Genomic DNA, 22122 nt, shown 5'->3' with positions numbered 1-22122 from the left:
CCTCGACAGATCAGTTACGGAACGGGAACTTGAACGCTGCCAGCAGCGCCTTCGCTTCCGCGTCGGTCTTCGCAGTGGTGGTGATGGCGATATCCATGCCGCGGATCGCGTCGACGGCGTCGAAGTCGATTTCCGGGAAGATGATCTGCTCCTTCACACCCATGTTGAAGTTGCCGCGGCCGTCGAAGGAACGACCGGAAACACCACGGAAGTCGCGCACGCGCGGCAGCGAGATGTTGATCAGGCGATCCAGGAACTCGTACATCTTGTGGCGACGCAGCGTGGTCTTGCAGCCGATCGGCCAACCATCGCGGATCTTGAACGACGCAACCGACACACGCGACTTGGTGACAACCGGCTTCTGGCCGGAAATCTTGGTCATGTCGCCGACGGCGTTTTCCAGGATCTTCTTGTTGGTGGCCGCTTCGCCGACACCCATGTTCAGGGTGACCTTGACCAGCTTCGGCACTTCCATCGGATTGGTGTAACCGAACTGCTTCATCAGCGCCGGCACCACTTCGTCCTTGTAGAACTTTTCGAGACGGGAACTCATCTTCTCATTCCTCAGGCGTCGAGCGCCTCACCGCTGGAGCGGAACACACGCAGTTTGCGTCCATCCTCCAGCACCTTGAAGCCAACGCGTTCGCCCTTGCCCGAAGCCGGGTTCAGAACATTCACGTTGGAGATATGGATCGAAGCTTCGCGCTCGACCACGCCGCCGGCAACACCTGCCTGCGGGTTCGGCTTGGTGTGGCGCTTGACGATGTTCACGTTGGCGACGACCACACGGTCGCCGTCGACGCGGACGACTTCGCCCTGCTTGCCCTTGTCCTTGCCAGCGTTGACGACAACCTGGTCGCCCTTCTTGATACGGTTAGCCATGATTATCTCCTGTCGCTCACAGCACTTCGGGAGCGAGCGAGACGATCTTCATGAACTTCTCCGAACGAAGTTCACGGGTCACCGGCCCGAAGATACGGGTACCGATCGGCTCCTGCTTGTTGTTCAGCAGGACGGCAGCGTTGCCGTCGAAGCGGATCAGCGAACCGTCGGCGCGACGCACACCCTTGCGGGTACGCACCACGACGGCGTCATACACTTCACCCTTCTTGACCTTGCCGCGCGGAATCGCATCCTTCACGGTGACCTTGATGATGTCGCCGATGCCGGCGTAACGGCGCTTGGAACCACCCAGCACCTTGAAGCACATCACCTGCTTGGCACCCGAATTGTCCGCGACGTCAAGGTAGCTCTGCATCTGGATCATGATTCAGACTCCTTATTCAGCCGCACGCGTGATGACTTCCACCACGCGCCAGTTCTTGGTCTTGGACATCGGAGCAATCTCGGTCACGCGGACGACATCGCCTTCCTTGCAGGCGTTGTCGGCATCGTGGGCGTGCAGCTTGGTCGAGCGCTTGATGTACTTGCCGTACAGCGCGTGCTTGACCTGACGCTCAACCAGGACGGTAACCGTCTTGTCCATCTTGTTGCTGACGACACGGCCTTCGACCGTGCGCAGCGTCTTCTTTTCAGTATTGTCGCTCATAGCGGCCATCCTTACTTCGTGCTGCCGAGCAGGGTCTTGACGCGAGCAATCTCGCGACGGACCCGGCGAATGTCGTGGGTCTTCGGCAGCTGGCCGGTGACCTGCTGCATACGGACAGAGAACTGTTCCTTACGCAGGTCGATCAGGTGGGCCTTGAGTTCGTCAGCCGACTTTTCACGGAGAGTTTTGATATCCATCAGCGCACCGTACGGGTCACGAAAGTGGTGGTGACCGAGAGCTTGGCGGCGGCCAGGCGGAACGCCTCGCGAGCCACTTCCTCGGAAACACCCTCGATTTCATAGATCATGCGGCCGGGCTGGATCTGGGCCACCCAGTATTCCACGTTACCCTTACCAGAACCCATTCGGACTTCGATGGGCTTCTTGGTGATGGGCTTGTCGGGGAACACGCGGATCCACATCTTGCCGCCGCGCTTGACGTAGCGGCTGATCGAGCGGCGGGCCGCTTCGATCTGACGCGCGGTCAGCTGACCGTGTGCGGTTGCCTTCAGGCCGTATTCGCCGAAGCTGACAGCGTTGGCGCTCCAGCTCAGGCCATCGTTACGGCCCTTGTGTACCTTGCGGTACTTGGTTCGCTTGGGTTGCAACATTGTCGTTACCTCGCTTCACGGGCCGGGCGCTGACGGTCACCACGGTCGCCGCGATCATGACGATCGTTGCGCGACGGGGTGTCGTCCTGCTTTTCCTGGCCAACCTGGGAGAAATCGAAGACCTCGCCCTTGTAGATCCAGACCTTGATGCCGATGATGCCGTAGGTCGTCTTGGCTTCAGCAAAGCCATAGTCGATGTCGGCACGCAGGGTGTGCAGCGGCACGCGGCCTTCGCGGTACCACTCCGAACGGGCGATTTCTGCACCGTTGAGGCGGCCACCGACGTTGACCTTGATGCCCAGGGCACCCAGGCGCATCGCGTTGCCGACCGAGCGCTTCATTGCACGGCGGAACATGATGCGACGCTCCAGCTGCTGGGCGATCGACTCGGCAACGAGCTGCGCGTCCAGTTCCGGCTTGCGCACTTCGGTGACGTTGATGTGCGCCGGGACGCCCATCATCTCGCTCACTTCCTTGCGCAGCTTCTCGATGTCCTCACCGCGCTTGCCGATCACCACGCCCGGACGGGCGGTGTGGATCGTCACGCGAGCGGTCTTGGCCGGACGCTCGATCAGGATCTTGCTGATGCCGGCCTGGGCCAGCTTCTTGCGCAGCATTTCGCGCACTTTCAGGTCGGCTGCCAGGTAACCAGCGAACTCGGCCTTGTTGGCGTACCACTTGGAGTTCCAGTCCTTGGAAATGCCGAGGCGGATACCAATCGGATGAACTTTATGACCCATGGTCTTTTCCTTATCCGCTTACTTGGCGGCGCCCACAACCACAGTGATGTGGCTGGTGCGCTTGAGGATGCGGGTACCGCGGCCTTTCGCCCGCGCCATGAAACGCTTCAGGGTCGGACCTTCATCAACCATGATGGTCTGAACCTTCAGCTCGTCGACGTCGGCGCCCTGGTTGTTCTCGGCATTGGCAATAGCCGACTCCACCACCTTCTTGATCAGGTGGGCAGCCTTCTTGTCCGAGAACTTCAGCAGGTTGACCGCACGTTCGGCCGGCAGACCGCGCACCTGGTCAGCGACCAGACGAGCCTTCTGCGGGGAGATGCGCGCAGTGCGCAGGATGGCCTTCGCTTCCATTGTCATCTCTCCTTACTTGCCCGACTTCTTGTCACCACCGTGACCCTTGAAGGTCCGGGTGATGGCAAATTCGCCGAGCTTGTGGCCGACCATGTTCTCGTTGACGAGAACCGGGATGTGGTTCTTGCCGTTATGCACGGCAATGGTGATGCCTACCATGTCAGGCAGGATCATCGAACGGCGCGACCAGGTCTTGATCGGCTTCTTGCTGCCCGCAGCGGCCTCCACCTTCTTGACGAGGTGGTGATCGACGAACGGGCCCTTCTTGAGTGAACGTGCCATGGTCGATTAGCCCCTACGATCGCGGACGATGAACTGCTGAGTGCGCTTGTTATGGCGCGTCTTGTAACCCTTGGTCGGGACACCCCACGGGGTGACCGGATGCGGGTTACCCTGGCCGGCCTTGGCCTCACCACCACCGTGCGGGTGGTCAACCGGGTTCATGGCAGCACCACGAACGGTCGGGCGGACGCCGCGCCAGCGCTTGGCACCGGCCTTGCCCAGCTTTTCCAGGCTGTGCTCGTCGTTGCCGACTTCGCCGATGGTGGCGCAGCACTCGACCGGAACCTTGCGCATTTCACCCGAGCGCAGGCGCAGGGTGGCGTAGATGCCTTCGCGAGCCACCAGCTGCACGGCCGCACCGGCGGCGCGAGCGATCTGAGCGCCCTTGCCCGGCTTCAGTTCGATGCAGTGAATGGTGGTGCCGACCGGGATGTTGCGCAGCGGCAGGGTGTTGCCGGCCTTGATCGGGGCATCCGAACCAGCGATCACCTGATCACCAGCCTTCAGGCCCTTCGGGGCGATGATGTAGCGACGCTCACCGTCGACGTAGCACAGCAGAGCGATGTGCGCGGTGCGGTTCGGATCGTATTCGATACGTTCCACGCGCGCCGGGATGCCCAGCTTGTTGCGCTTGAAGTCGATGATGCGGTAGTGCTGCTTGGCACCACCACCGACGTGACGCACGGTGATGCGGCCATGGTGGTTACGACCACCCGAGCGGCTCTGCGACTCGACCAGGGCAGCGTGCGGAGCACCCTTGTGCAGGTCGGGAGTGACCACGCGCACGGCCGAACGGCGGCCGGGGGAAGTGGGCTTGAATTTCATCAATGGCATGGGATGTACCTCAGGCCTTGGCCGTTACATCGATCGACTGGCCATCGGCCAGGCGAACGTACGCCTTGCGCCAATCGCCGCGGCGGCCAGCACGGTTACGGAAGGACTTGTTCTTGCCCTTGACGTTGACCACGTTGACGGCTTCGACCTTGACGTCGAACAGCTGCTCAACCGCGGCCTTTACATCGGCCTTGGTGGCTTCGTTCGAAACTTCGAAGACATACTGGTTGGAGAGTTCCTGCAGGCGCGCGGTCTTTTCGGAGACACGCGGGGCACGCAGCACGCTGAAGATTTTTTCGTTGCTGTTCATGCCAGCCACTCCTCGACCTTCTTGACCGCGTCAGCGGTGATGACGACCGTGTCGGCACCCACCAGCGAGACCGGATCCAGACCCTGGACGTCACGCACCTGCACGTACGGCAGATTGCGGGCGGACAGGTACAGGTGCTCGGACGCTTCTTCGGTGACGATCAGCGGGCGCTTGCCCACTTCCAGGCCGGCCAGCTTGGCGATCAGACCCTTCGTGTTGGTCACTTCGACGTCGAAGGACTCCACGATGGTCAGACGGCCCTGACGGTTCAGCTCGGACAGGATCGCGCACATGGCGGCACGGTACTGCTTACGATTGACCTTCTGCTCGAAGCTGCGCGGCTTGGCCGCGAAGGTGACACCGCCGCCGACGAAGATCGGAGCCGTCAGTGCGCCATGACGCGCGCCGCCGCCCTTCTGCTTCTTCGACTTCTTGGTGGTACCAGCCACTTCGGAGCGAGTCTTCTGTGCCTTGGTGCCGGCGCGACCGGCGTTGCGGTAGGCAACGACGACCTGGTGGACCAGATCTTCGCTGAAATCGCGACCGAACACGGCGTCGGAGACCGAGACCTTGTTGTTGCTACCCGTGATAACGAGTTCCATCGTCATCTCTCCTTATGCCTTGCTCGCCGGACGGACGATCACATCGCCACCCGCCGCGCCCGGAACGGCGCCGCGAACGGCGATCAGACCGCGCTCGACGTCGACCTTGACCACTTCCAGGTTCTGGGTGCTCTGCTGCACCGCGCCCATGTGGCCCGACATCTTCTTGCCCGGGAAAACGCGACCCGGGGTCTGGCGCTGACCCAGCGAACCCGGCGCGCGATGCGACAGCGAGTTACCGTGGGTTGCATCGCCCATACGGAAGTTGTGGCGCTTGATGGTGCCCTGGAAGCCCTTACCCTTGGTGACACCCTGGACGTCGACGATCTGGCCGACTTCGAAGATGTCCGCCTTGACTTCGCCGCCAACGGCAAAATCGCCGAGCTGCGCGTCTTCAACGCGGAATTCCCACAGGCCACGACCCGCTTCCACCTTCGCCTTGGCAAAGTGGCCGGCTTCCGGCTTGTTGACCAGGGCAGCGCGACGCGCGCCGACGGTCACCTGCACGGCGCTGTAGCCGTCGGTTTCGACGGTCTTGATCTGCGCGATGCGGTTCGGGGTTGCTTCGATCAGGGTCACCGGGATGGAGCGGCCATCTTCGGTGAACACGCGGCTCATGCCGGCCTTGCGGCCCACGAAGCCCAACGAATACTTCTTCGTCATGGTCGTAGTCCTCAGGTCAGCTTGATCTGAACGTCGACGCCGGCAGCCAGTTCGAGCTTCATCAGCGCGTCCACGGTCTTGTCATTCGGGTCAACGATATCGAGCACGCGCTTGTGCGTGCGGGTCTCGTACTGGTCACGCGCGTCCTTGTCGACGTGCGGGGAAACGAGAACGGTGTAACGCTCGATCTTGGTCGGCAGCGGGATCGGGCCACGCACTTGCGCGCCGGTCCGCTTTGCCGTTTCAACGATCTCGCTGGCCGAACGGTCGATCAGACGATGATCGAACGCTTTCAGCCGGATCCGGATCTTTTGGTCCGCCATGGCGGTAGGTTCCTTCGTTAAAAGAGCGACAGACAAAGCCTCTGGGTTGCTTTGCCCCATGAAATTCCTGAATACGGACGGCCCACAGTCCTGCAGGCCGCCAAGGTCACTCCATAGACCTCAAAAACGTAGGCAGACCAGTTTCCCGGCCTGCCCAGACGTAGAAGCATAATGGCACGCAAGGCAGCTGTCAACAGTCGCCTGTTGACGCCGCCTGAATGGCATTGACCCTTCCTGGTCCGGGGAACACAAGGCACATCCTGTGCCTGCTTTCCCATTTGATACGCCCCGATGCCCTACCCAGGCAACATCGGGGCGCAGATACTACCAGATTACTCGATGATCTTCGAGACCACGCCGGCGCCGACGGTACGGCCGCCTTCGCGGATGGCGAAGCGCAGGCCTTCGTCCATTGCCACCGGATTGATCAGGGTGACGACCATCTTGACGTTGTCACCCGGCATCACCATTTCGACGCCTTCCGGCAGAGCAGCTGCGCCGGTGATGTCGGTGGTACGGAAGTAGAACTGCGGACGGTAGCCGTTGAAGAACGGGGTGTGGCGGCCGCCTTCATCCTTCGACAGGACGTAGACCTCACCTTCGAACTTGGTGTGCGGCTTGATCGTGCCCGGCTTGGCCAGAACCTGGCCGCGCTCGACGTCGTCACGCTTGGTGCCGCGCAGCAGCAGGCCAGCGTTGTCGCCTGCCTGACCCTGGTCCAGCAGCTTGCGGAACATTTCAACGCCGGTCACGGTGGTCTTCTGCACCGGACGGATGCCGACGATTTCGATTTCGTCACCGACCTTGATGATGCCGCGCTCGATACGACCGGTCACCACGGTGCCGCGGCCCGAGATCGAGAACACGTCTTCCACCGGCATCAGGAACGGCTTGTCGATCGCGCGCTCCGGCTCCGGAATCCAGCTGTCCAGGGCGTCGACCAGCTTCAGGATGGCCGGCACGCCGATGTCGCTCTGGTCGCCTTCCAGCGCCAGACGGGCCGAACCAGCGATGATCGGGGTGTCGTCGCCCGGGAAGTCGTACTTGCTCAGCAGTTCACGCACTTCCATCTCGACCAGCTCGAGCAGCTCGGCGTCGTCGACCATGTCGGCCTTGTTCAGGAACACGACGATGTACGGCACGCCGACCTGACGCGACAGCAGGATGTGCTCGCGGGTCTGCGGCATCGGGCCGTCAGCGGCCGAGCACACCAGGATCGCGCCGTCCATCTGGGCGGCACCGGTGATCATGTTCTTGACGTAGTCAGCATGGCCCGGGCAATCGACGTGGGCGTAGTGACGGACCGGGGATTCGTATTCGACGTGCGCGGTCGAGATCGTGATACCACGCGCCTTTTCTTCCGGCGCGGCGTCGATCGAGGAGTAGTCCTTGAACTCGCCACCGAAGCGCTCGGCACCGATCTTGGTCAGTGCGGCGGTCAGCGTGGTCTTGCCGTGATCGACGTGACCGATGGTGCCGACGTTGACGTGCGGCTTGGTGCGCTCGAACTTACCCTTTGCCATTGTTCTATACCTTGATTGTTCGTAAGTGGTTTCAAGAGAGGCTGAGCGAGGCTCAGCCCTTCTTCATGACGGCTTCGGCGATGTTGGTCGGAGCCGGCTCGTAGTGATCGAATTCCATGGTGAAGGTGGCGCGGCCCTGGGTCTGCGAACGCAGCGCAGTGGCGTAGCCGAACATTTCACCCAGCGGGATCATCGCGTTGATGATCGAAGCGGAGCCGTCACCGGTGGTGTCGGAACCCTGCAGCACGCCGCGACGACGGCTGACGTCGCCCATCACGTCACCCTGGTAATCCTCCGGGGTCACGATCTCGACCTTCATGATCGGCTCCAGCAGCACCGGCTTGGCCTTGGCGAAGCCCTGCTTGAAGGCCATCGACGAAGCCAGCTTGAACGCCATTTCCGAGGAGTCGACGTCGTGGTACGAACCGAACACCAGCTTCACCTTGACGTCCACGACCGGGAAGCCAGCCAGCGGACCGCTGGTGATGGTTTCGCGCAGGCCCTTTTCAACCGACGGAATGAATTCCTTCGGGATCACGCCGCCGGTGATGTCGTTGATGAACAGGAAGTCGTCCTTGATGGCCGGAGCCAGCTTCGGATCGGCACGGTCTTCAGCGGTGATCGGCGACAGCTCGATCACGACGTGACCGTACTGACCCTTACCACCGGACTGCTTGGCGTGCTTGTAGTCCGACTTGACGTCAGCCATCGTGATGGTTTCGCGGTAGGCCACCTGCGGCGCGCCGACGTTGGCTTCAACGTTGAACTCGCGCTTCAGGCGGTCGACGATGATGTCCAGGTGCAGCTCGCCCATGCCCGAGATGATGGTCTGGCCGGATTCTTCGTCGGTCTTCACACGGAACGACGGATCTTCCTGTGCCAGGCGACCCAGGGCCAGGCCCATCTTCTCCTGGTCCGACTTGGTCTTCGGCTCGACGGCCATCGAGATCACCGGCTCCGGGAAGGTCATGCGCTCCAGGATGATCGGGGCATCCACGGCGCACAGGGTGTCACCGGTGGTGGTGTCCTTCAGGCCCACGGCAGCGGCGATGTCACCGGCCAGAACTTCCTTGATTTCCTCGCGGTTGTTCGAGTGCATCTGCAGGATGCGGCCGATGCGCTCCTTCTTGCCCTTCACCGAGTTCAGCACGGTGTCGCCACCGTTCAGGGTGCCCGAGTAGACACGGAAGAAGGTCAGCGCACCGACGAACGGGTCGGTGATGATCTTGAAGGCCAGCGACGAGAACGGAGCCTTGTCGTCCGACTTGCGGGTCATTTCGACGGTGTCGTCGTCAACGTCCACACCCTTCACGTCCGGCACGTCGACCGGCGACGGCAGCAGCTGGATCACGCCGTCCAGCATGGCCTGCACGCCCTTGTTCTTGAAGGCCGAGCCGCAGTACATCGGCACGATCTCGGTGGCCAGGGTGCGGGTACGCAGCGCATTGATGATTTCAGCCTCGGCCAGCTCTTCGCCGCCCAGGTACTTTTCCATCAGCTCTTCGCTGGCTTCGGCAGCGGTCTCGACCATGAACTGGCGAGCTTCTTCAGCCGGCCCCTGCAGTTCGGCCGGGATTTCACCGTATTCGAACTTCATGCCCTGCGAAGCCTCATCCCAGTGGATGGCCTTCATCTTCAGCAGGTCGACAACGCCCTTGAAGTTGTCTTCAGCGCCGATCGGCAGCTGCATCGGCACGGCAACGGCGCCCAGCTTGGCCTTCAGCTGGCCGACGACCTTCTGGAAGTTGGCACCGGTGCGGTCCATCTTGTTGACGAACGCGATGCGCGGCACGTGGTACTTGTTGGCCTGGCGCCACACGGTTTCCGACTGCGGCTGCACGCCACCGACGGCGCACAGGACGAAGACGGCACCGTCGAGCACGCGCAGCGAGCGCTCCACTTCGATGGTGAAGTCGACGTGCCCGGGGGTGTCGATGATGTTGAAGCGGTGCTCCGGCAGGGACTTGTCCATGCCCTTCCAGAACGCGGTGGTGGCAGCGGACTGGATCGTGATGCCACGCTCCTGCTCCTGCTCCATCCAGTCCATGGTGGCGGCGCCGTCGTGCACTTCACCGATCTTGTGGCTCTTGCCGGTGTAGAACAGGATGCGCTCGGACGTGGTGGTCTTGCCGGCATCGATGTGAGCCATGATGCCGAAGTTGCGGTAACGCTCGATGGGAGTGGAACGGGCCACGGGAGCCTCTCAGATTTCTTGGATTTCGGATGGCCGAACGCCGCCTTTCGGCGGCCTTCGGATTGGCGCAGTCCTTCTGGGACCGCGAGGCAGCACGCACCGAAGTGGTGCTGCCCTGCCTGTTTTACAAGGCCGTCAAACTCACCAGCGGTAGTGGGCGAATGCCTTGTTGGCTTCGGCCATGCGGTGGGTTTCTTCGCGCTTCTTGATGGCGCCGCCACGATTTTCCGAGGCGTCGATCAGTTCAGCAGCCAGCTTCTTCGGCATGGTGTTCTCACCACGCTTGCGCGCGGAGTCGATCAGCCAGCGCATGGCCAGCGCCATCTTGCGCGACGAACGCACTTCGACCGGCACCTGGTAGGTGGCACCACCGACGCGGCGCGACTTGACTTCGACCGCCGGAGCGACGTTGTCCAGAGCCTTCTGCACCAGCTCAATGGCATTGGCGCTGCTGTTCTTCTCGGTGATCACGTCCATGGCGCCGTACACGATCTTTTCGGCGACGGACTTCTTGCCGCTCTGCATGACCATGTTGATGAAGCGGGCGATGGTTTCGCTTCCGTGCTTCGGATCGGGCAGGACGGAACGCTGCGGAGTATTACCCTTACGCGACATAGTGCTCTCTCCTTATGCCTTCGGACGCTTGGCGCCGTACTTGGAACGGGCCTGGCGACGCTTGGCAACGCCGGCGGCGTCGAGCGAGCCACGAACGGTGTGGTAACGCACACCCGGCAGGTCCTTGACGCGACCGCCGCGGATCAGGACCACGGAGTGCTCCTGCAGGTTGTGGCCTTCACCACCGATGTAGGAAATCACTTCTTCCTGGTTGGTCAGGCGGACCTTGGCAACCTTGCGCAGAGCCGAGTTCGGCTTCTTCGGAGTGGTGGTGTAGACACGGGTGCAGACGCCACGGCGCTGCGGGCACTTGTCGAGCGCCGGCGAGGCACTCTTGTAGGTGGTCGCTTGCCGCGGCTTGCGGACCAGCTGGTTGATCGTCGCCATCAGTAGGTTCTTCTGATTGGTGGCCGGAAAATCCGACCAGAGATGCGGAAATGTTAAAGCAGGCCGAAATTTTGGCCTGCTGAGACAGACGATTGTAGCAACCTGCCAGGAAAGCAGTCAAACGCCTCCTGTCAAGCCCGTCCCTGATCCCGGGACGTTACTGGGGGGCCTCCATGTACCCCGTTCAGATTGACAGGGTCGATCGCGGACGATCTCCCTGCCCTTTCCCACTCCCATCGATGGACCGACGGGGTGGTCCGGCCTTGCAGCCGGACCGGATACCTCATTCTTCGCCCGACGCCTGTTCAGCTTCGGCTTCAACCACCGGCGCCTCGACCGCAGCCGGGGTGCCGGCCAGGGTCTGCATTTCCGACTCGGTGAGACCGGAAGCGCCGCGACGGCGGTTGCTGTGGTAAGCCAGGCCGGTACCGGCCGGAATCAGGCGACCCACGATGACGTTTTCCTTCAGGCCACGCAGGTTGTCCGAGGTGCCGCGGACGGCCGCTTCGGTCAGCACGCGGGTGGTTTCCTGGAACGAAGCGGCCGAGATGAACGATTCGGTCGCCAGCGACGCCTTGGTGATACCCAGCAGGACCGGATCGAAGTGCGCCGGCAGCTCGTTGCGGGTCGACAGGCGCGCATTTTCCTCGATAACGCGCTGACGCTCCACCTGTTCGCCGTTCAGGAACTTGCTGCTGCCCTGATCGGTGATCTCGACCTTGCGCAGCATCTGGCGGGTGATCACCTCGATGTGCTTGTCGTTGATCTTCACGCCCTGCAGGCGGTACACGTCCTGGATTTCCTTCACCAGGTAGGCCGCCAGCGGTTCGACACCCAGCAGACGCAGGATGTCCTGCGGGCTCGGCTCGCCGTCCACGATGGTTTCACCCTTGGTGACATGCTCGCCTTCGAACACGATGACCTGGCGGTACTTCGGGATCAGCTCTTCGTGCTCCGAACCATCGGTGTCCTTGATGATCAGGCGCTGCTTGCCCTTGGTGTCCTTGCCGAAGCTGATGATGCCCGAACGCTCGGCCAGCACCGCCGGATCCTTCGGCTTGCGCGCTTCGAACAGGTCGGCCACGCGCGGCAGACCACCGGTGATGTCGCGGGTCTTCGACGCTTCCTGCGGGATCTTGGCGACGACGTCGCCCACGCCCACCGGGGCGCCGTCCTGCAGGTTGACGATCGAACGCGGCGGCAGCAGGTACTGCGCCGGCAGGTCGGTGCCCGGGATCGACAGGTCGTTGCCCTTGGCGTCGACGATGCGCACGATCGGGCGCAGGTCCTTGGCCTGGGTACCACGACGCTTCGGATCGGTGATTTCGCGCGAGGCCAGGCCGGTCAGCTCGTCGGTCTTCTCGATGACGGTGACGCCGTCGACGAAGTCGATGAAGCGGATGAAGCCGGCCACTTCCGACACGATCGGGTGGTTATGCGGATCCCAGTTGGCTACGGTCTGGCCAGCCTTGATCGCATCACCGTCCTTGGACGTGATGGTGGCACCGTACGGCAGCTTGTAACGCTCACGCTCACGGCCGTGGGCATCGAGCACCGAGATTTCGCCCGAGCGCGACACTGCCACCAGCGAGCCGTTGGCGTGCTCGACGGACTTGAGGTTGCTGAACTTGACCGAGCCGGTGGTCTTGACGGTGATGTTGTCGACCGCAGCAGCTCGCGACGCCGCACCACCGATGTGGAACGTACGCATGGTGAGCTGGGTACCCGGCTCACCGATGGACTGCGCGGCGATGACGCCGACCGCTTCACCGATGTTGACCAGGTGGCCACGGGCCAGATCGCGGCCGTAGCAGCGCGAGCAGACACCGAAGGCCGATTCGCAGGAGATGGTCGAGCGGACCTTGATGGTCTGCACGCCGGCATCTTCCAGCTTGGCAACCCAGGCTTCGTCCAGCAGGGTGTTGCGGGTGACGATCGGATCTTCGTCGTTGCCCGGCAGGAACACGTCCTCGGCAACCACGCGGCCCAGCACGCGGTCCTTCAGCGGCTCGACCACGTCGCCGCCTTCCACGATCGGGGTCATGATCAGGCCTTCGGTGGTACCGCAATCCACCTCGGTGATCACCACGTCCTGCGCCACGTCGACCAGACGACGGGTCAGGTAACCCGAGTTCGCGGTCTTCAGCGCGGTATCGGCCAGACCCTTACGGGCACCGTGGGTGGAGTTGAAGTACTCCTGCACGTTCAGGCCTTCGCGGAAGTTCGCCTTGATGGGCGTCTCGATGATCGAGCCGTCCGGGCGGGCCATCAGGCCACGCATGCCGGCCAGCTGACGGATCTGCGCCTGCGAACCACGCGCGCCGGAGTCGGCCATGATGTACAGCGAGTTCATCGACTTCTGGTCGATGGTCTCACCCTTGGCATTGACCACCTTCTCGGTACCGATGGTGTCCATCATCGCCTTGGCGATGCGCTCGTTGGTGCGCGACCAGATGTCGACCACCTTGTTGTAGCGCTCGCCGGCGGTGACCAGGCCCGACTGGTACTGCTCCTGGATTTCCAGCACTTCGGCCTCGGCCTCGGTGAGGATGCCCTTCTTCTCGTCCGGGATCAGCATGTCGTCGATGCCGATCGAGACGCCAGCGCGGGTCGCGTAGGCGAAGCCGGTGTACATCAGCTTGTCGGCGAACACGACCGTGTCCTTCAGACCCAGCTGGCGGTAGCTGGAGTTGATCAGGCGGCTGATGTTCTTCTTGGTCAGCTCGGTGTTGGCCAGCGCGAACGGCAGGCCTTCCGGCAGGATCTCAGCCAGCAGGGCGCGACCGATCGTGGTGTCCACGATCGAGGTCTTGTTCTGCTTGTTGCCGTCTTCGTCGGTCACGACCTCGGTAATGCGGACCTTGACGCGCGCGTGCAGTTCCACCACGCGGTTGTCGTAGGCACGCTTCACTTCGGCGATGTTGGCGAAGGCCATGCCCTCGCCCTTCTTGTTTTCCAGCGAGCGGGTCATGTAGTACAGACCCAGCACGACGTCCTGCGACGGCACGATGATCGGCTCGCCGTTGGCCGGCGACAGGATGTTGTTGGTCGACATCATCAGCGCACGCGCTTCCAGCTGGGCTTCCAGCGAGAGCGGCACGTGGACGGCCATCTGGTCACCGTCGAAGTCGGCGTTGAACGCGGTGCAGACCAGCGGATGCAGCTGGATGGCCTTGCCTTCGATCAGCACCGGCTCGAACGCCTGGATGCCCAGACGGTGCAGGGTCGGCGCACGGTTCAGCATCACCGGATGCTCGCGGATGACCTCTTCCAGGATGTCCCAGACTTCGGCTTCTTCGCGCTCGACCAGCTTCTTGGCGGCCTTGATGGTGGTGGCCAGGCCACGACGCTGCAGCTTGGCGAAGACGAACGGCTTGAACAGCTCCAGCGCCATCTTCTTCGGCAGGCCGCACTGGTGCAGGCGCAGGTACGGGCCGACCACGATGACCGAACGGCCCGAGTAGTCGACGCGCTTGCCGAGCAGGTTCTGGCGGAAGCGGCCCTGCTTGCCCTTGATCATGTCGGCCAGCGACTTCAGCGGGCGCTTGTTGGTGCCGGTGATGGCACGGCCGCGACGGCCGTTGTCCAGCAGTGCATCGACCGATTCCTGCAGCATGCGCTTTTCATTGCGCACGATGATGTCCGGCGCGCTCAGTTCGAGCAGGCGGCGCAGGCGGTTGTTGCGGTTGATGACGCGGCGGTACAGGTCGTTCAGGTCGGAGGTCGCGAAGCGGCCGCCATCCAGCGGGACCAGCGGACGCAGGTCCGGCGGCAGCACCGGCAGCACGGTCATGACCATCCATTCCGGACGGTTGCCCGATTCCAGGAAGGCCTCGATCAGCTTGATGCGCTTGGTGAGGCGCTTGAGCTTGGTTTCCGAACCAGTCGCGGCGATTTCCTCGCGCAGTCGGGTCATTTCCGACTGCAGGTCGATCGTGCGCAGCAGTTCATACACGGCCTCGGCGCCCATGGCGGCGTCGAAGTCGTCACCGTGCTCCTGGCGGGCCTGCAGGTACTGTTCTTCGGTCAGCAGCTGGCGGCGCTCCAGGGCGGTCAGGCCCGGCTCGGTCACCACGTAGGCTTCGAAGTACAGCACGCGCTCGATGTCGCGCAGGGTCATGTCCAGCATCAGGCCGATGCGCGACGGCAGCGACTTCAGGAACCAGATGTGCGCGACCGGCGAGGCCAGGTCGATGTGGCCCATGCGCTCGCGGCGCACCTTGGCCAGGGTCACTTCGGTGCCGCACTTTTCGCAGACCACGCCGCGGTGCTTCATGCGCTTGTACTTGCCGCACAGGCACTCGTAGTCCTTCACCGGACCGAAGATGGCGGCGCAGAACAGGCCGTCGCGTTCCGGCTTGAAGGTACGGTAGTTGATGGTTTCCGGCTTCTTCACTTCGCCGAAGGACCACGAACGGATCAGGTCCGGCGAAGCCAGCGCGATCTTGATCGCGTCGAAGTCCAGCGTCTGGCGCTGCTGGTTGAAGAGGTTGAGCAGGTCTTTCATGGTGTTCTCCAGAAGGAGGAATGCTGTGTCGATGGGCTTTCAGTTCACTGCCAGCGGCGCGGCGGCGGAGGCCGCCGCGCCGGCATGGATCAGTTGTCTTCCAGTTCCATGTTGATGGCCAGCGAGCGGATTTCCTTCACGAGCACGTTGAAGGATTCCGGCATGCCCGCGACCATCTCGTGTTCACCGTCGACGATGTTCTTGTACATCTGGTTGCGGCCCTGCACGTCATCGGACTTCACCGTCAGCATTTCCTGCAGGGTGTAGGCCGCGCCGTAGGCTTCCAGCGCCCAGACTTCCATTTCACCGAAGCGCTGGCCGCCGAACTGCGCCTTGCCGCCCAGCGGCTGCTGGGTGACGAGCGAGTACGGACCGGTCGAACGGGCGTGCATCTTGTCGTCGACCAGGTGGTTCAGCTTCAGGTAGTGCATGTAGCCAACGGTGGTGTGGCGATCGAAGGCTTCACCGGTGCGGCCATCGTACAGCTGGGTCTGGCCACTGCTCGGCAGGTCGGCCAGTTCCAGCATGCGCTTGATTTCCGCTTCGGTGGCTCCGTCGAACACCGGGGTGGCCATCGGCACGCCGTCGGTCAGGTTGCGGGCCAGGCGCAGCAGTTCCTCGTCGCTGAACTGCGACAGGTCGACACGGTTGGCCACGTTGGTGTCGTCGTGGTTGTAGATGTCGTCCAGGAACTTGCGCAGGTCGGCGACCGCCGCCTGGGCTTCCATCATCGCCTGGATCTTGCGACCCAGGCCCTTGGCGGCCCAGCCCAGGTGCACTTCCAGGATCTGGCCGATGTTCATGCGCGACGGCACGCCCAGCGGGTTCAGCACGATGTCCACGGTCTCGCCCGAGGCCATGTACGGCATGTCCTCGACCGGCACCACGTTGGAGACCACACCCTTGTTGCCGTGGCGGCCTGCCATCTTGTCGCCCGGCTGGATGCGGCGCTTCACGGCCAGGAACACCTTGACCATCTTCAGCACGCCCGGGGCGAGGTCGTCACCGGCGGTGATCTTGCCGCGCTTGTCGGCGAAGCGACGCTCGAATTCCTTCTCGTGCGCCTGGATCTGCTTCTGCGCACGCTCGATGGCTTCCGAGGCGTCCTCGTCCTTCATGCGCAGGGCGAACCAGTCAGCCTTCTTCAGGCCGTCCAGGAAGGCGTCGGTGATCACATCACCCTTCTTCAGGCCAGCACCACCGTTGACCACCTTGCCCACGATCTGCGAACGCAGACGCATGTAGATGGCGGCTTCCAGGATGCGGAACTGGTCGTCGAAGTCCTTCTTGACACGCTTGATTTCAGACTCTTCGATCTGGCGGGCGCGCTTGTCCTTCTCGATGCCGTCGCGGGTGAAGACCTGCACGTCGATGACGGTGCCGTCCATGCCCGGCGGAACGCGCAGCGAGCTGTCCTTAACGTCCGAAGCCTTCTCGCCGAAGATCGCGCGCAGCAGCTTCTCTTCCGGGGTCAGCTGGCTTTCGCCCTTCGGGGTGACCTTGCCGACCATGATGTCGCCGGCGCGGACTTCCGCACCGATGTACACCACGCCGCTTTCGTCGAGGCGGTTCAGCGCCTGCTCGGAGACGTTCGGGATGTCGGCGGAGATTTCCTCCGGCCCCAGCTTGGTGTCACGCGCGACGCAGGTCAGCTCTTCGATGTGGATCGTGGTGTAGCGATCCTCTTCCACCACGCGCTCGGAGAGCAGGATGGAGTCTTCGAAGTTGTAGCCGTTCCACGGCATGAACGCGATCAGCATGTTCTGGCCCAGGGCCAGTTCGCCGATGTCGGTGGACGGACCGTCGGCCAGCACGTCGCCGCGAGCGATGACGTCACCCACCTGGACCAGCGGACGCTGGTTGATGCAGGTGTTCTGGTTCGAACGGGTGTACTTGACCAGGTTGTAGATGTCCACGCCTGCGTCGGTGGCGCCAACGATCTCTTCCTCGTTGACCTTGACCACGATGCGGGCCGCGTCGATCTGCACGATCTCGCCACCACGACGGGCGTTCACGGTCACACCGGAGTCACGCGCCACGGCGCGTTCGATGCCGGTACCGACCAGCGGCTTCTGCGCACGCAGGGTCGGCACGGCCTGACGCTGCATGTTGGCGCCCATCAGTGCGCGGTTGGCGTCATCGTGCTCCAGGAACGGAACCAGCGCGGCCGCGATCGACACGGTCTGCATCGGCGAGACGTCCATGAAGTGGACTTCCGCCGGCGGCTTCAGCAGCGACTCGCCCTGGAAGCGGCACGGGACGAACTGCTCGGTCAGCACGCTGTCGGCATTGGTCAGGGCGTTGGCCTGCGCAATGACGTACTCGTTTTCTTCGATCGCCGACAGGAACTCGACTTCGTCATAGACCTTGCCGTCCACGACCTTGCGGTACGGGGTCTCGAGGAAACCGTACTGGTTGGTGCGGGCGTACACGGCCAGCGAGTTGATCAGGCCGATGTTCGGGCCTTCCGGGGTTTCGATGGTGCAGACGCGGCCGTAATGGGTCGGGTGCACGTCGCGCACTTCGAAGCCGGCGCGCTCACGGGTCAGACCACCCGGGCCCAGGGCCGAGACGCGACGCTTGTGCGTCACTTCCGACAGCGGGTTGTTCTGGTCCATGAACTGCGACAGCTGCGAGGAGCCGAAGAACTCCTTGATGGCAGCGGCGACCGGCTTGGCGTTGATCAGCTCCTGCGGGGTCAGGCCTTCCGACTCGGCCATCGACAGGCGCTCCTTGACCGCGCGCTCGACGCGGACCAGGCCGACGCGGAACACGTTCTCGGCCATTTCGCCGACCGAACGCACGCGACGGTTGCCCAGGTGGTCGATGTCATCGACCACGCCGCGACCGTTGCGGATCTCGGTCAGGACCTTGATCACGTCAAGGATGTCGGAGCTGTCGCCGTGGGCAGCGACCAGGCGCTTGGACTCTTCGTCGTTGCGCTCACCGAAGTACTTGCTGTCGTACAGCACGGCTTCGCCGGTGGTTTCCTTGCGGCCCACGCGACGGTTGAACTTCATGCGGCCGACCGCGGACAGGTCGTAGCGCTCGAAGGTGAAGAACAGGTTGTGGAACAGGTTCTGCGCGGCATCCTTGGTCGGCGGCTCGCCCGGACGCATCATGCGGTAGATTTCGACCAGGGCTTCCAGCTGGGTCTTGGTCGGATCGATGCGCAGGGTGTTGGACAGGTACGGGCCACGATCCAGGTCGTTCACCCACAGGGTGCCGACCGCATCGACGCCAGCCTTGCGGAAGTTCTGCAGCTGCTCGTCGCTGATCTCGTCGTTGGCCTGGGCCAGCAGTTCGCCGGTCGAGGCATCGACCACGTCGTGCGACAGGATGCGGCCGACGATGTAGTCGTCCGGCACGGCCAGGGCGGCGATGCCCGAGGCTTCCAGCTGCTTGATGTGGCGCGCGGTGATGCGCTTGCCGGCTTCCACGATGACCTTGTCGCCGTCGGCGAGGTCGAAGCCCAGGGTTTCGCCGCGCAGGCGCTCCGGCACCAGCTCCAGCTGGACGCCTTCATCCGGGTTGATGTGGAAGGTATTGATCTCGAAGAACTCGGCCAGCATCTCTTCGTTGCTGTAGCCGAGCGCGCGCAGCAGGATCGACACCGGCAGCTTGCGGCGGCGGTCGATACGGGTGAACAGCGCGTCCTTCGGGTCGAACTCGAAGTCCAGCCAGGAGCCGCGGTAGGGAATGATGCGGGCGCTGTACAGCAGCTTGCCCGAGCTGTGGGTCTTGCCACGGTCGTGGTCGAAGAACACGCCCGGCGAGCGGTGCAGCTGGGAGACGATGACGCGCTCGGTGCCGTTGACGATGAAGGTGCCGTTCTCGGTCATCAGCGGGATTTCGCCCAGATAGACCTCCTGCTCCTTCACGTACTTGATGGCCTTGGTCGACGACTCACGGTCGTAGATCACCAGGCGTACGGTCACGCGCAGCGGGGCGCCGTAGCTCATGCCACGCTGGCGGCACTCACGCTCGTCGAAGACCGGTTCGCCCAGCTTGTAGCCGACGTATTCCAGGGCAGCATTGCCGCTGTAGCTGGCGATCGGGAAGACCGACTTCAGCGCAGCGTGCAGGCCGTGGTCCGTGCGCTTGGCCGGATCGACGTTTTCCTGCAGGAATTCACGATAGGAATCCACCTGGATGGCGAGCAGGAACGGCACTTCGAGGATCGAGCGCTGCTTGCCGAAATCCTTGCGGATACGCTTTTTTTCGGTGAACGAATAGGACGTCATGAGGTCTTCCACCTTGTTGTGCGGATCGTGCGCCCACGATCCGAAGGGAACTTGAAATTGTCAGTTGGAAGTCGCTGGTATTGCCGGCACCAGCACGCCTTCTCCCGCTACTTCCAACTGCCAACTCGTCTGCTACCACGCCCCCGCTGCCGCGCTCTGCGCTGGCCTGCCGGGGTTTGACTGCAGCCCGTGTTGGGCTTTTTCCTGCTGTTTTTCACATCCACGCAGGGCGTGGATCTACACCACCGCAACAACGACCAAAGGCCGGGGGCTTACGCCCCCAGCCTTGGCTGCATCGCCGTGAATCGGTGACGATGCAAGGGAACTGCTTACTTGACTTCGACAGTCGCGCCAGCAGCTTCCAGGTCCTTCTTCATCTTCTCGGCGTCTTCCTTCGAAGCGCCTTCCTTCAGGACGCCACCGGCTTCGGCCAGGTCCTTCGCTTCCTTCAGGCCCAGGCCGGTGATGGCGCGGACGGCCTTGATGACCTCGACCTTCTTCTCGCCGGCGGTCTTCAGGGTGACGGTGAATTCGGTCTGCTCTTCAACAGCAGCGGCCGGGCCAGCGGCAGCGGCCACGGCAACCGGAGCAGCGGCGGAGACGCCGAACTTCTCTTCGATGGCCTTGACCAGCTCCATCACTTCCATCAGGGACTTCTCGGCGATGGCGTCGACGATCTGTTCGTTGGTAAGGGACATGATTAATACCTTTGGATGATTTTCTGGGTTGAGGTTCCGTCAGGAACCACGGTAAGTCGAAACTCAGGCGGTCTCGGCGGCCGGCTCGGCAGCGTCGGCGGCGACGTCGCCACCACCCTGCTTCTCGCCAACGGCCTTGATGGCGCGGGCAAACATCGTGACCGGCTCGGTCAGGACGCGGGCCAGCATGGCCAGGGCCTGGTCGCGGGTCGGCAGCGAGGCCAGCACTTCGACGTGGCTTGCCGGGAACACTTCGCCACCGATGGCGACGACCTTAGCCTTCAGCTTGTCGTTGCCCTTGGCGGCTTCCTTGATCAGGCGACCGGCAGCGCCGGGCTCCTCGAGCGAGAACGCGTACAGCAGCGGACCAACCATCTGGTCCTGTGCGACTGCGAACTCGGTGCCTTCAACGGCGCGCGAAGCCAGGGTGTTCTTGACAACCTTCAAGAAAACACCGGTTTCACGAGCCTGCTTGCGCATCGCGGTCATCTGGGCGACCGTGGTGCCAGCGTATTCGGCTGCGATCAAGGAGTGGGCCTTGGCGGCGACGTCTGCCAGCTCGGCGACTACTTCTTGCTTCTGGGACAGATTGAGAGCCATTGCACTCCTCCTATTGAACTCCGCTTACGGCTCCTGCCGTGTGCGGTCCTGTGCGGCATCCGTCCTGGACGCCGGGAACATCGGGATGATGTTCCGGGGGTGGGCCGTTCTAGACCTGGAGTGGGCCAACCTGGGAAACCCAGACGTGCGTGAACCAGAAAAACTCCAGAAGGGCACCATCTACGCAGGGTGATTCCGGGGAATCGATTAAGCGCTCATGACTGCTCCGGCGGCGACTCCTTGCCAGATCGAGCTTCCGTGCCCGTCGCCGGTATTGCCACGACCGCGCCTGCGGTCTTTGACGGCTACCGCGGGCGATGCACTGCCAGCGATGCCTTCAAATGTCACGGTCACGGCACCAAGGGTGCCGTGACCGCTTGAAACAATTACTTCAGGGTCAGCGACGACTGATCGACGGTGACGCCCGGACCCATCGTCGAGCTGACCGAAACCTTCTGCAGGTAGGTGCCCTTCGAGGTGGCCGGCTTGGCCTTGATCAGGTCCAGCAGCAGCGCGGTCAGGTTCGACTTCAGCGCGTCTTCGGCGAAGTCGGCCTTGCCGATGGTGCAGTGGATGATGCCGGCCTTGTCGGTGCGGTAACGGACCTGACCCGACTTGGCGTTCTTCACGGCTTCACCCGGGTTCGGGGAAACGGTGCCGACCTTCGGGTTCGGCATCAGGCCGCGCGGGCCCAGCACGGTGCCCAGCTTGCCGACGACGCGCATGGCGTCCGGGGTCGCGATGACGACGTCATAGTTCAGATCGCCGGCCTGCATCTTCTCGGCCAGATCGTCCATACCGACGGCTTCGGCGCCAGCGGCCAGGGCTTCGTCAGCCTTGGCACCGGCCGGAGCGAACACGGCGACGCGAACCGACTTGCCGGTACCGGCCGGCAGCACGGTGGAGCCACGGACCTGCTGGTCGGACTTCTTCGCATCGACGCCCAGGCGCACGGCAACGTCGATCGACTCGACGAACTTGGCCTTGGTGGCGCTCTTCAGGATGTTGATCGCGTCCTCGAAGGCGTACGCCTTGCCCGGAACGACGGCGGCCTTGATGGCCTTCTCACGCTTGGTCTGTGCCATCT

Annotated in this window: 23 protein-coding genes; all 23 read right to left on the bottom strand. The window is 62.9% G+C overall.

From position 1 onward, the window contains the following. Positions 1 to 10: 10 nt before the first annotated feature. The 23 genes from rplE to rplA all read right to left on the bottom strand — a co-directional run bounded on the left by rplE (position 11) and on the right by rplA (position 22120). Positions 11 to 553: a 50S ribosomal protein L5 gene (gene rplE / locus B9Y82_RS02315; protein WP_004154491.1), complete on the bottom strand. Its 543-nt coding sequence runs from the start codon at positions 551 to 553 to the stop codon at positions 11 to 13. An 11-nt stretch (positions 554 to 564) separates the two neighbouring features. Continuing rightward, positions 565 to 882 carry a 50S ribosomal protein L24 gene (gene rplX / locus B9Y82_RS02310; RefSeq protein ID WP_004154490.1) on the bottom strand — a complete coding sequence of 106 codons (318 nt, stop codon included), beginning with the start codon at positions 880 to 882 and terminating at the stop codon, positions 565 to 567. Between the two features lie 16 nt (positions 883 to 898). After that, positions 899 to 1267 carry a 50S ribosomal protein L14 gene (gene rplN / locus B9Y82_RS02305; protein WP_010483978.1) on the bottom strand — a complete coding sequence of 123 codons (369 nt, stop codon included), beginning with the start codon at positions 1265 to 1267 and terminating at the stop codon, positions 899 to 901. A gap of 12 nt (positions 1268 to 1279) precedes the next feature. Beyond that, positions 1280 to 1549 (bottom strand): 30S ribosomal protein S17, encoded by a 270-nt coding sequence (gene rpsQ, locus B9Y82_RS02300; RefSeq protein WP_004154489.1) that lies wholly within the window; start codon positions 1547 to 1549, stop codon positions 1280 to 1282. 11 nt (positions 1550 to 1560) lie between these two features. Beyond that, the gene (gene rpmC, locus B9Y82_RS02295) at positions 1561 to 1746 is read right to left on the bottom strand and encodes a 50S ribosomal protein L29 (protein ID WP_004154487.1); all 186 of its coding nucleotides are present in this window, start codon (positions 1744 to 1746) and stop codon (positions 1561 to 1563) included. Continuing rightward, entirely contained in the window at positions 1746 to 2159 is a 414-nt protein-coding gene (gene rplP, locus B9Y82_RS02290; RefSeq protein WP_004154486.1) for a 50S ribosomal protein L16, read from the bottom strand. The genes rpmC and rplP overlap by 1 nt, the downstream gene beginning before the upstream one ends. 5 nt (positions 2160 to 2164) lie before the next feature. Next, positions 2165 to 2899: a 30S ribosomal protein S3 gene (gene rpsC, locus B9Y82_RS02285; RefSeq protein ID WP_004145350.1), complete on the bottom strand. Its 735-nt coding sequence runs from the start codon at positions 2897 to 2899 to the stop codon at positions 2165 to 2167. A gap of 18 nt (positions 2900 to 2917) precedes the next feature. Further along, positions 2918 to 3253 carry a 50S ribosomal protein L22 gene (gene rplV / locus B9Y82_RS02280; RefSeq protein ID WP_004145348.1) on the bottom strand — a complete coding sequence of 112 codons (336 nt, stop codon included), beginning with the start codon at positions 3251 to 3253 and terminating at the stop codon, positions 2918 to 2920. 12 nt (positions 3254 to 3265) lie between these two features. After that, positions 3266 to 3535: a 30S ribosomal protein S19 gene (rpsS, locus tag B9Y82_RS02275; RefSeq protein ID WP_005415413.1), complete on the bottom strand. Its 270-nt coding sequence runs from the start codon at positions 3533 to 3535 to the stop codon at positions 3266 to 3268. A 6-nt stretch (positions 3536 to 3541) separates the two neighbouring features. Continuing rightward, the gene (rplB, locus tag B9Y82_RS02270; RefSeq protein WP_004145339.1) at positions 3542 to 4369 is read right to left on the bottom strand and encodes a 50S ribosomal protein L2; all 828 of its coding nucleotides are present in this window, start codon (positions 4367 to 4369) and stop codon (positions 3542 to 3544) included. A 10-nt stretch (positions 4370 to 4379) separates the two neighbouring features. Continuing rightward, the gene (gene rplW / locus B9Y82_RS02265; RefSeq protein WP_004145338.1) at positions 4380 to 4679 is read right to left on the bottom strand and encodes a 50S ribosomal protein L23; all 300 of its coding nucleotides are present in this window, start codon (positions 4677 to 4679) and stop codon (positions 4380 to 4382) included. Beyond that, positions 4676 to 5281 (bottom strand): 50S ribosomal protein L4, encoded by a 606-nt coding sequence (gene rplD / locus B9Y82_RS02260; RefSeq protein WP_004145337.1) that lies wholly within the window; start codon positions 5279 to 5281, stop codon positions 4676 to 4678. The genes rplW and rplD overlap by 4 nt, the downstream gene beginning before the upstream one ends. Positions 5282 to 5293: 12 nt before the next feature. Continuing rightward, the gene (gene rplC / locus B9Y82_RS02255) at positions 5294 to 5944 is read right to left on the bottom strand and encodes a 50S ribosomal protein L3 (protein ID WP_004145336.1); all 651 of its coding nucleotides are present in this window, start codon (positions 5942 to 5944) and stop codon (positions 5294 to 5296) included. A gap of 11 nt (positions 5945 to 5955) precedes the next feature. Further along, positions 5956 to 6267 carry a 30S ribosomal protein S10 gene (gene rpsJ, locus B9Y82_RS02250; RefSeq protein WP_005408208.1) on the bottom strand — a complete coding sequence of 104 codons (312 nt, stop codon included), beginning with the start codon at positions 6265 to 6267 and terminating at the stop codon, positions 5956 to 5958. 332 nt (positions 6268 to 6599) lie between these two features. Next, positions 6600 to 7790, bottom strand: a complete 1191-nt coding sequence (gene tuf, locus B9Y82_RS02245) for an elongation factor Tu (protein WP_100471391.1) — start codon at positions 7788 to 7790, stop codon at positions 6600 to 6602. Positions 7791 to 7842: 52 nt separating this feature from the next. Further along, a complete protein-coding gene (gene fusA / locus B9Y82_RS02240) occupies positions 7843 to 9984 on the bottom strand; it encodes an elongation factor G (protein WP_100471390.1) in 2142 nt (713 codons plus the stop codon). Positions 9985 to 10125: 141 nt separating this feature from the next. After that, positions 10126 to 10599, bottom strand: a complete 474-nt coding sequence (gene rpsG / locus B9Y82_RS02235; RefSeq protein ID WP_004145321.1) for a 30S ribosomal protein S7 — start codon at positions 10597 to 10599, stop codon at positions 10126 to 10128. Positions 10600 to 10611: 12 nt separating this feature from the next. Next, positions 10612 to 10986 (bottom strand): 30S ribosomal protein S12, encoded by a 375-nt coding sequence (rpsL, locus tag B9Y82_RS02230; RefSeq protein ID WP_004145320.1) that lies wholly within the window; start codon positions 10984 to 10986, stop codon positions 10612 to 10614. A gap of 283 nt (positions 10987 to 11269) precedes the next feature. Beyond that, on the bottom strand, positions 11270 to 15493 hold the full coding sequence (rpoC, locus tag B9Y82_RS02225) for a DNA-directed RNA polymerase subunit beta' (protein ID WP_100471389.1): 4224 nt from the start codon (positions 15491 to 15493) through the stop codon (positions 11270 to 11272). An 89-nt stretch (positions 15494 to 15582) separates the two neighbouring features. Next, complete coding sequence (rpoB, locus tag B9Y82_RS02220; RefSeq protein WP_049432754.1) at positions 15583 to 19737, bottom strand: DNA-directed RNA polymerase subunit beta; 4155 nt, start codon at positions 19735 to 19737, stop codon at positions 15583 to 15585. Positions 19738 to 20066: 329 nt separating this feature from the next. Next, a complete protein-coding gene (gene rplL / locus B9Y82_RS02215) occupies positions 20067 to 20435 on the bottom strand; it encodes a 50S ribosomal protein L7/L12 (RefSeq protein WP_014646047.1) in 369 nt (122 codons plus the stop codon). Positions 20436 to 20498: 63 nt separating this feature from the next. Continuing rightward, positions 20499 to 21035, bottom strand: coding sequence for a 50S ribosomal protein L10 (rplJ, locus tag B9Y82_RS02210; RefSeq protein ID WP_010480377.1), 537 nt, complete (start codon positions 21033 to 21035; stop codon positions 20499 to 20501). Between the two features lie 386 nt (positions 21036 to 21421). Next, positions 21422 to 22120: a 50S ribosomal protein L1 gene (gene rplA, locus B9Y82_RS02200; protein ID WP_004154350.1), complete on the bottom strand. Its 699-nt coding sequence runs from the start codon at positions 22118 to 22120 to the stop codon at positions 21422 to 21424. Between the last annotated feature and the right edge of the window lie 2 nt (positions 22121 to 22122).

Source organism: Stenotrophomonas maltophilia, from assembly GCF_002799155.1.
GTDB lineage: Bacteria > Pseudomonadota > Gammaproteobacteria > Xanthomonadales > Xanthomonadaceae > Stenotrophomonas > Stenotrophomonas maltophilia_R.
This window is presented reverse-complemented; position numbering and strand designations above follow the sequence as displayed.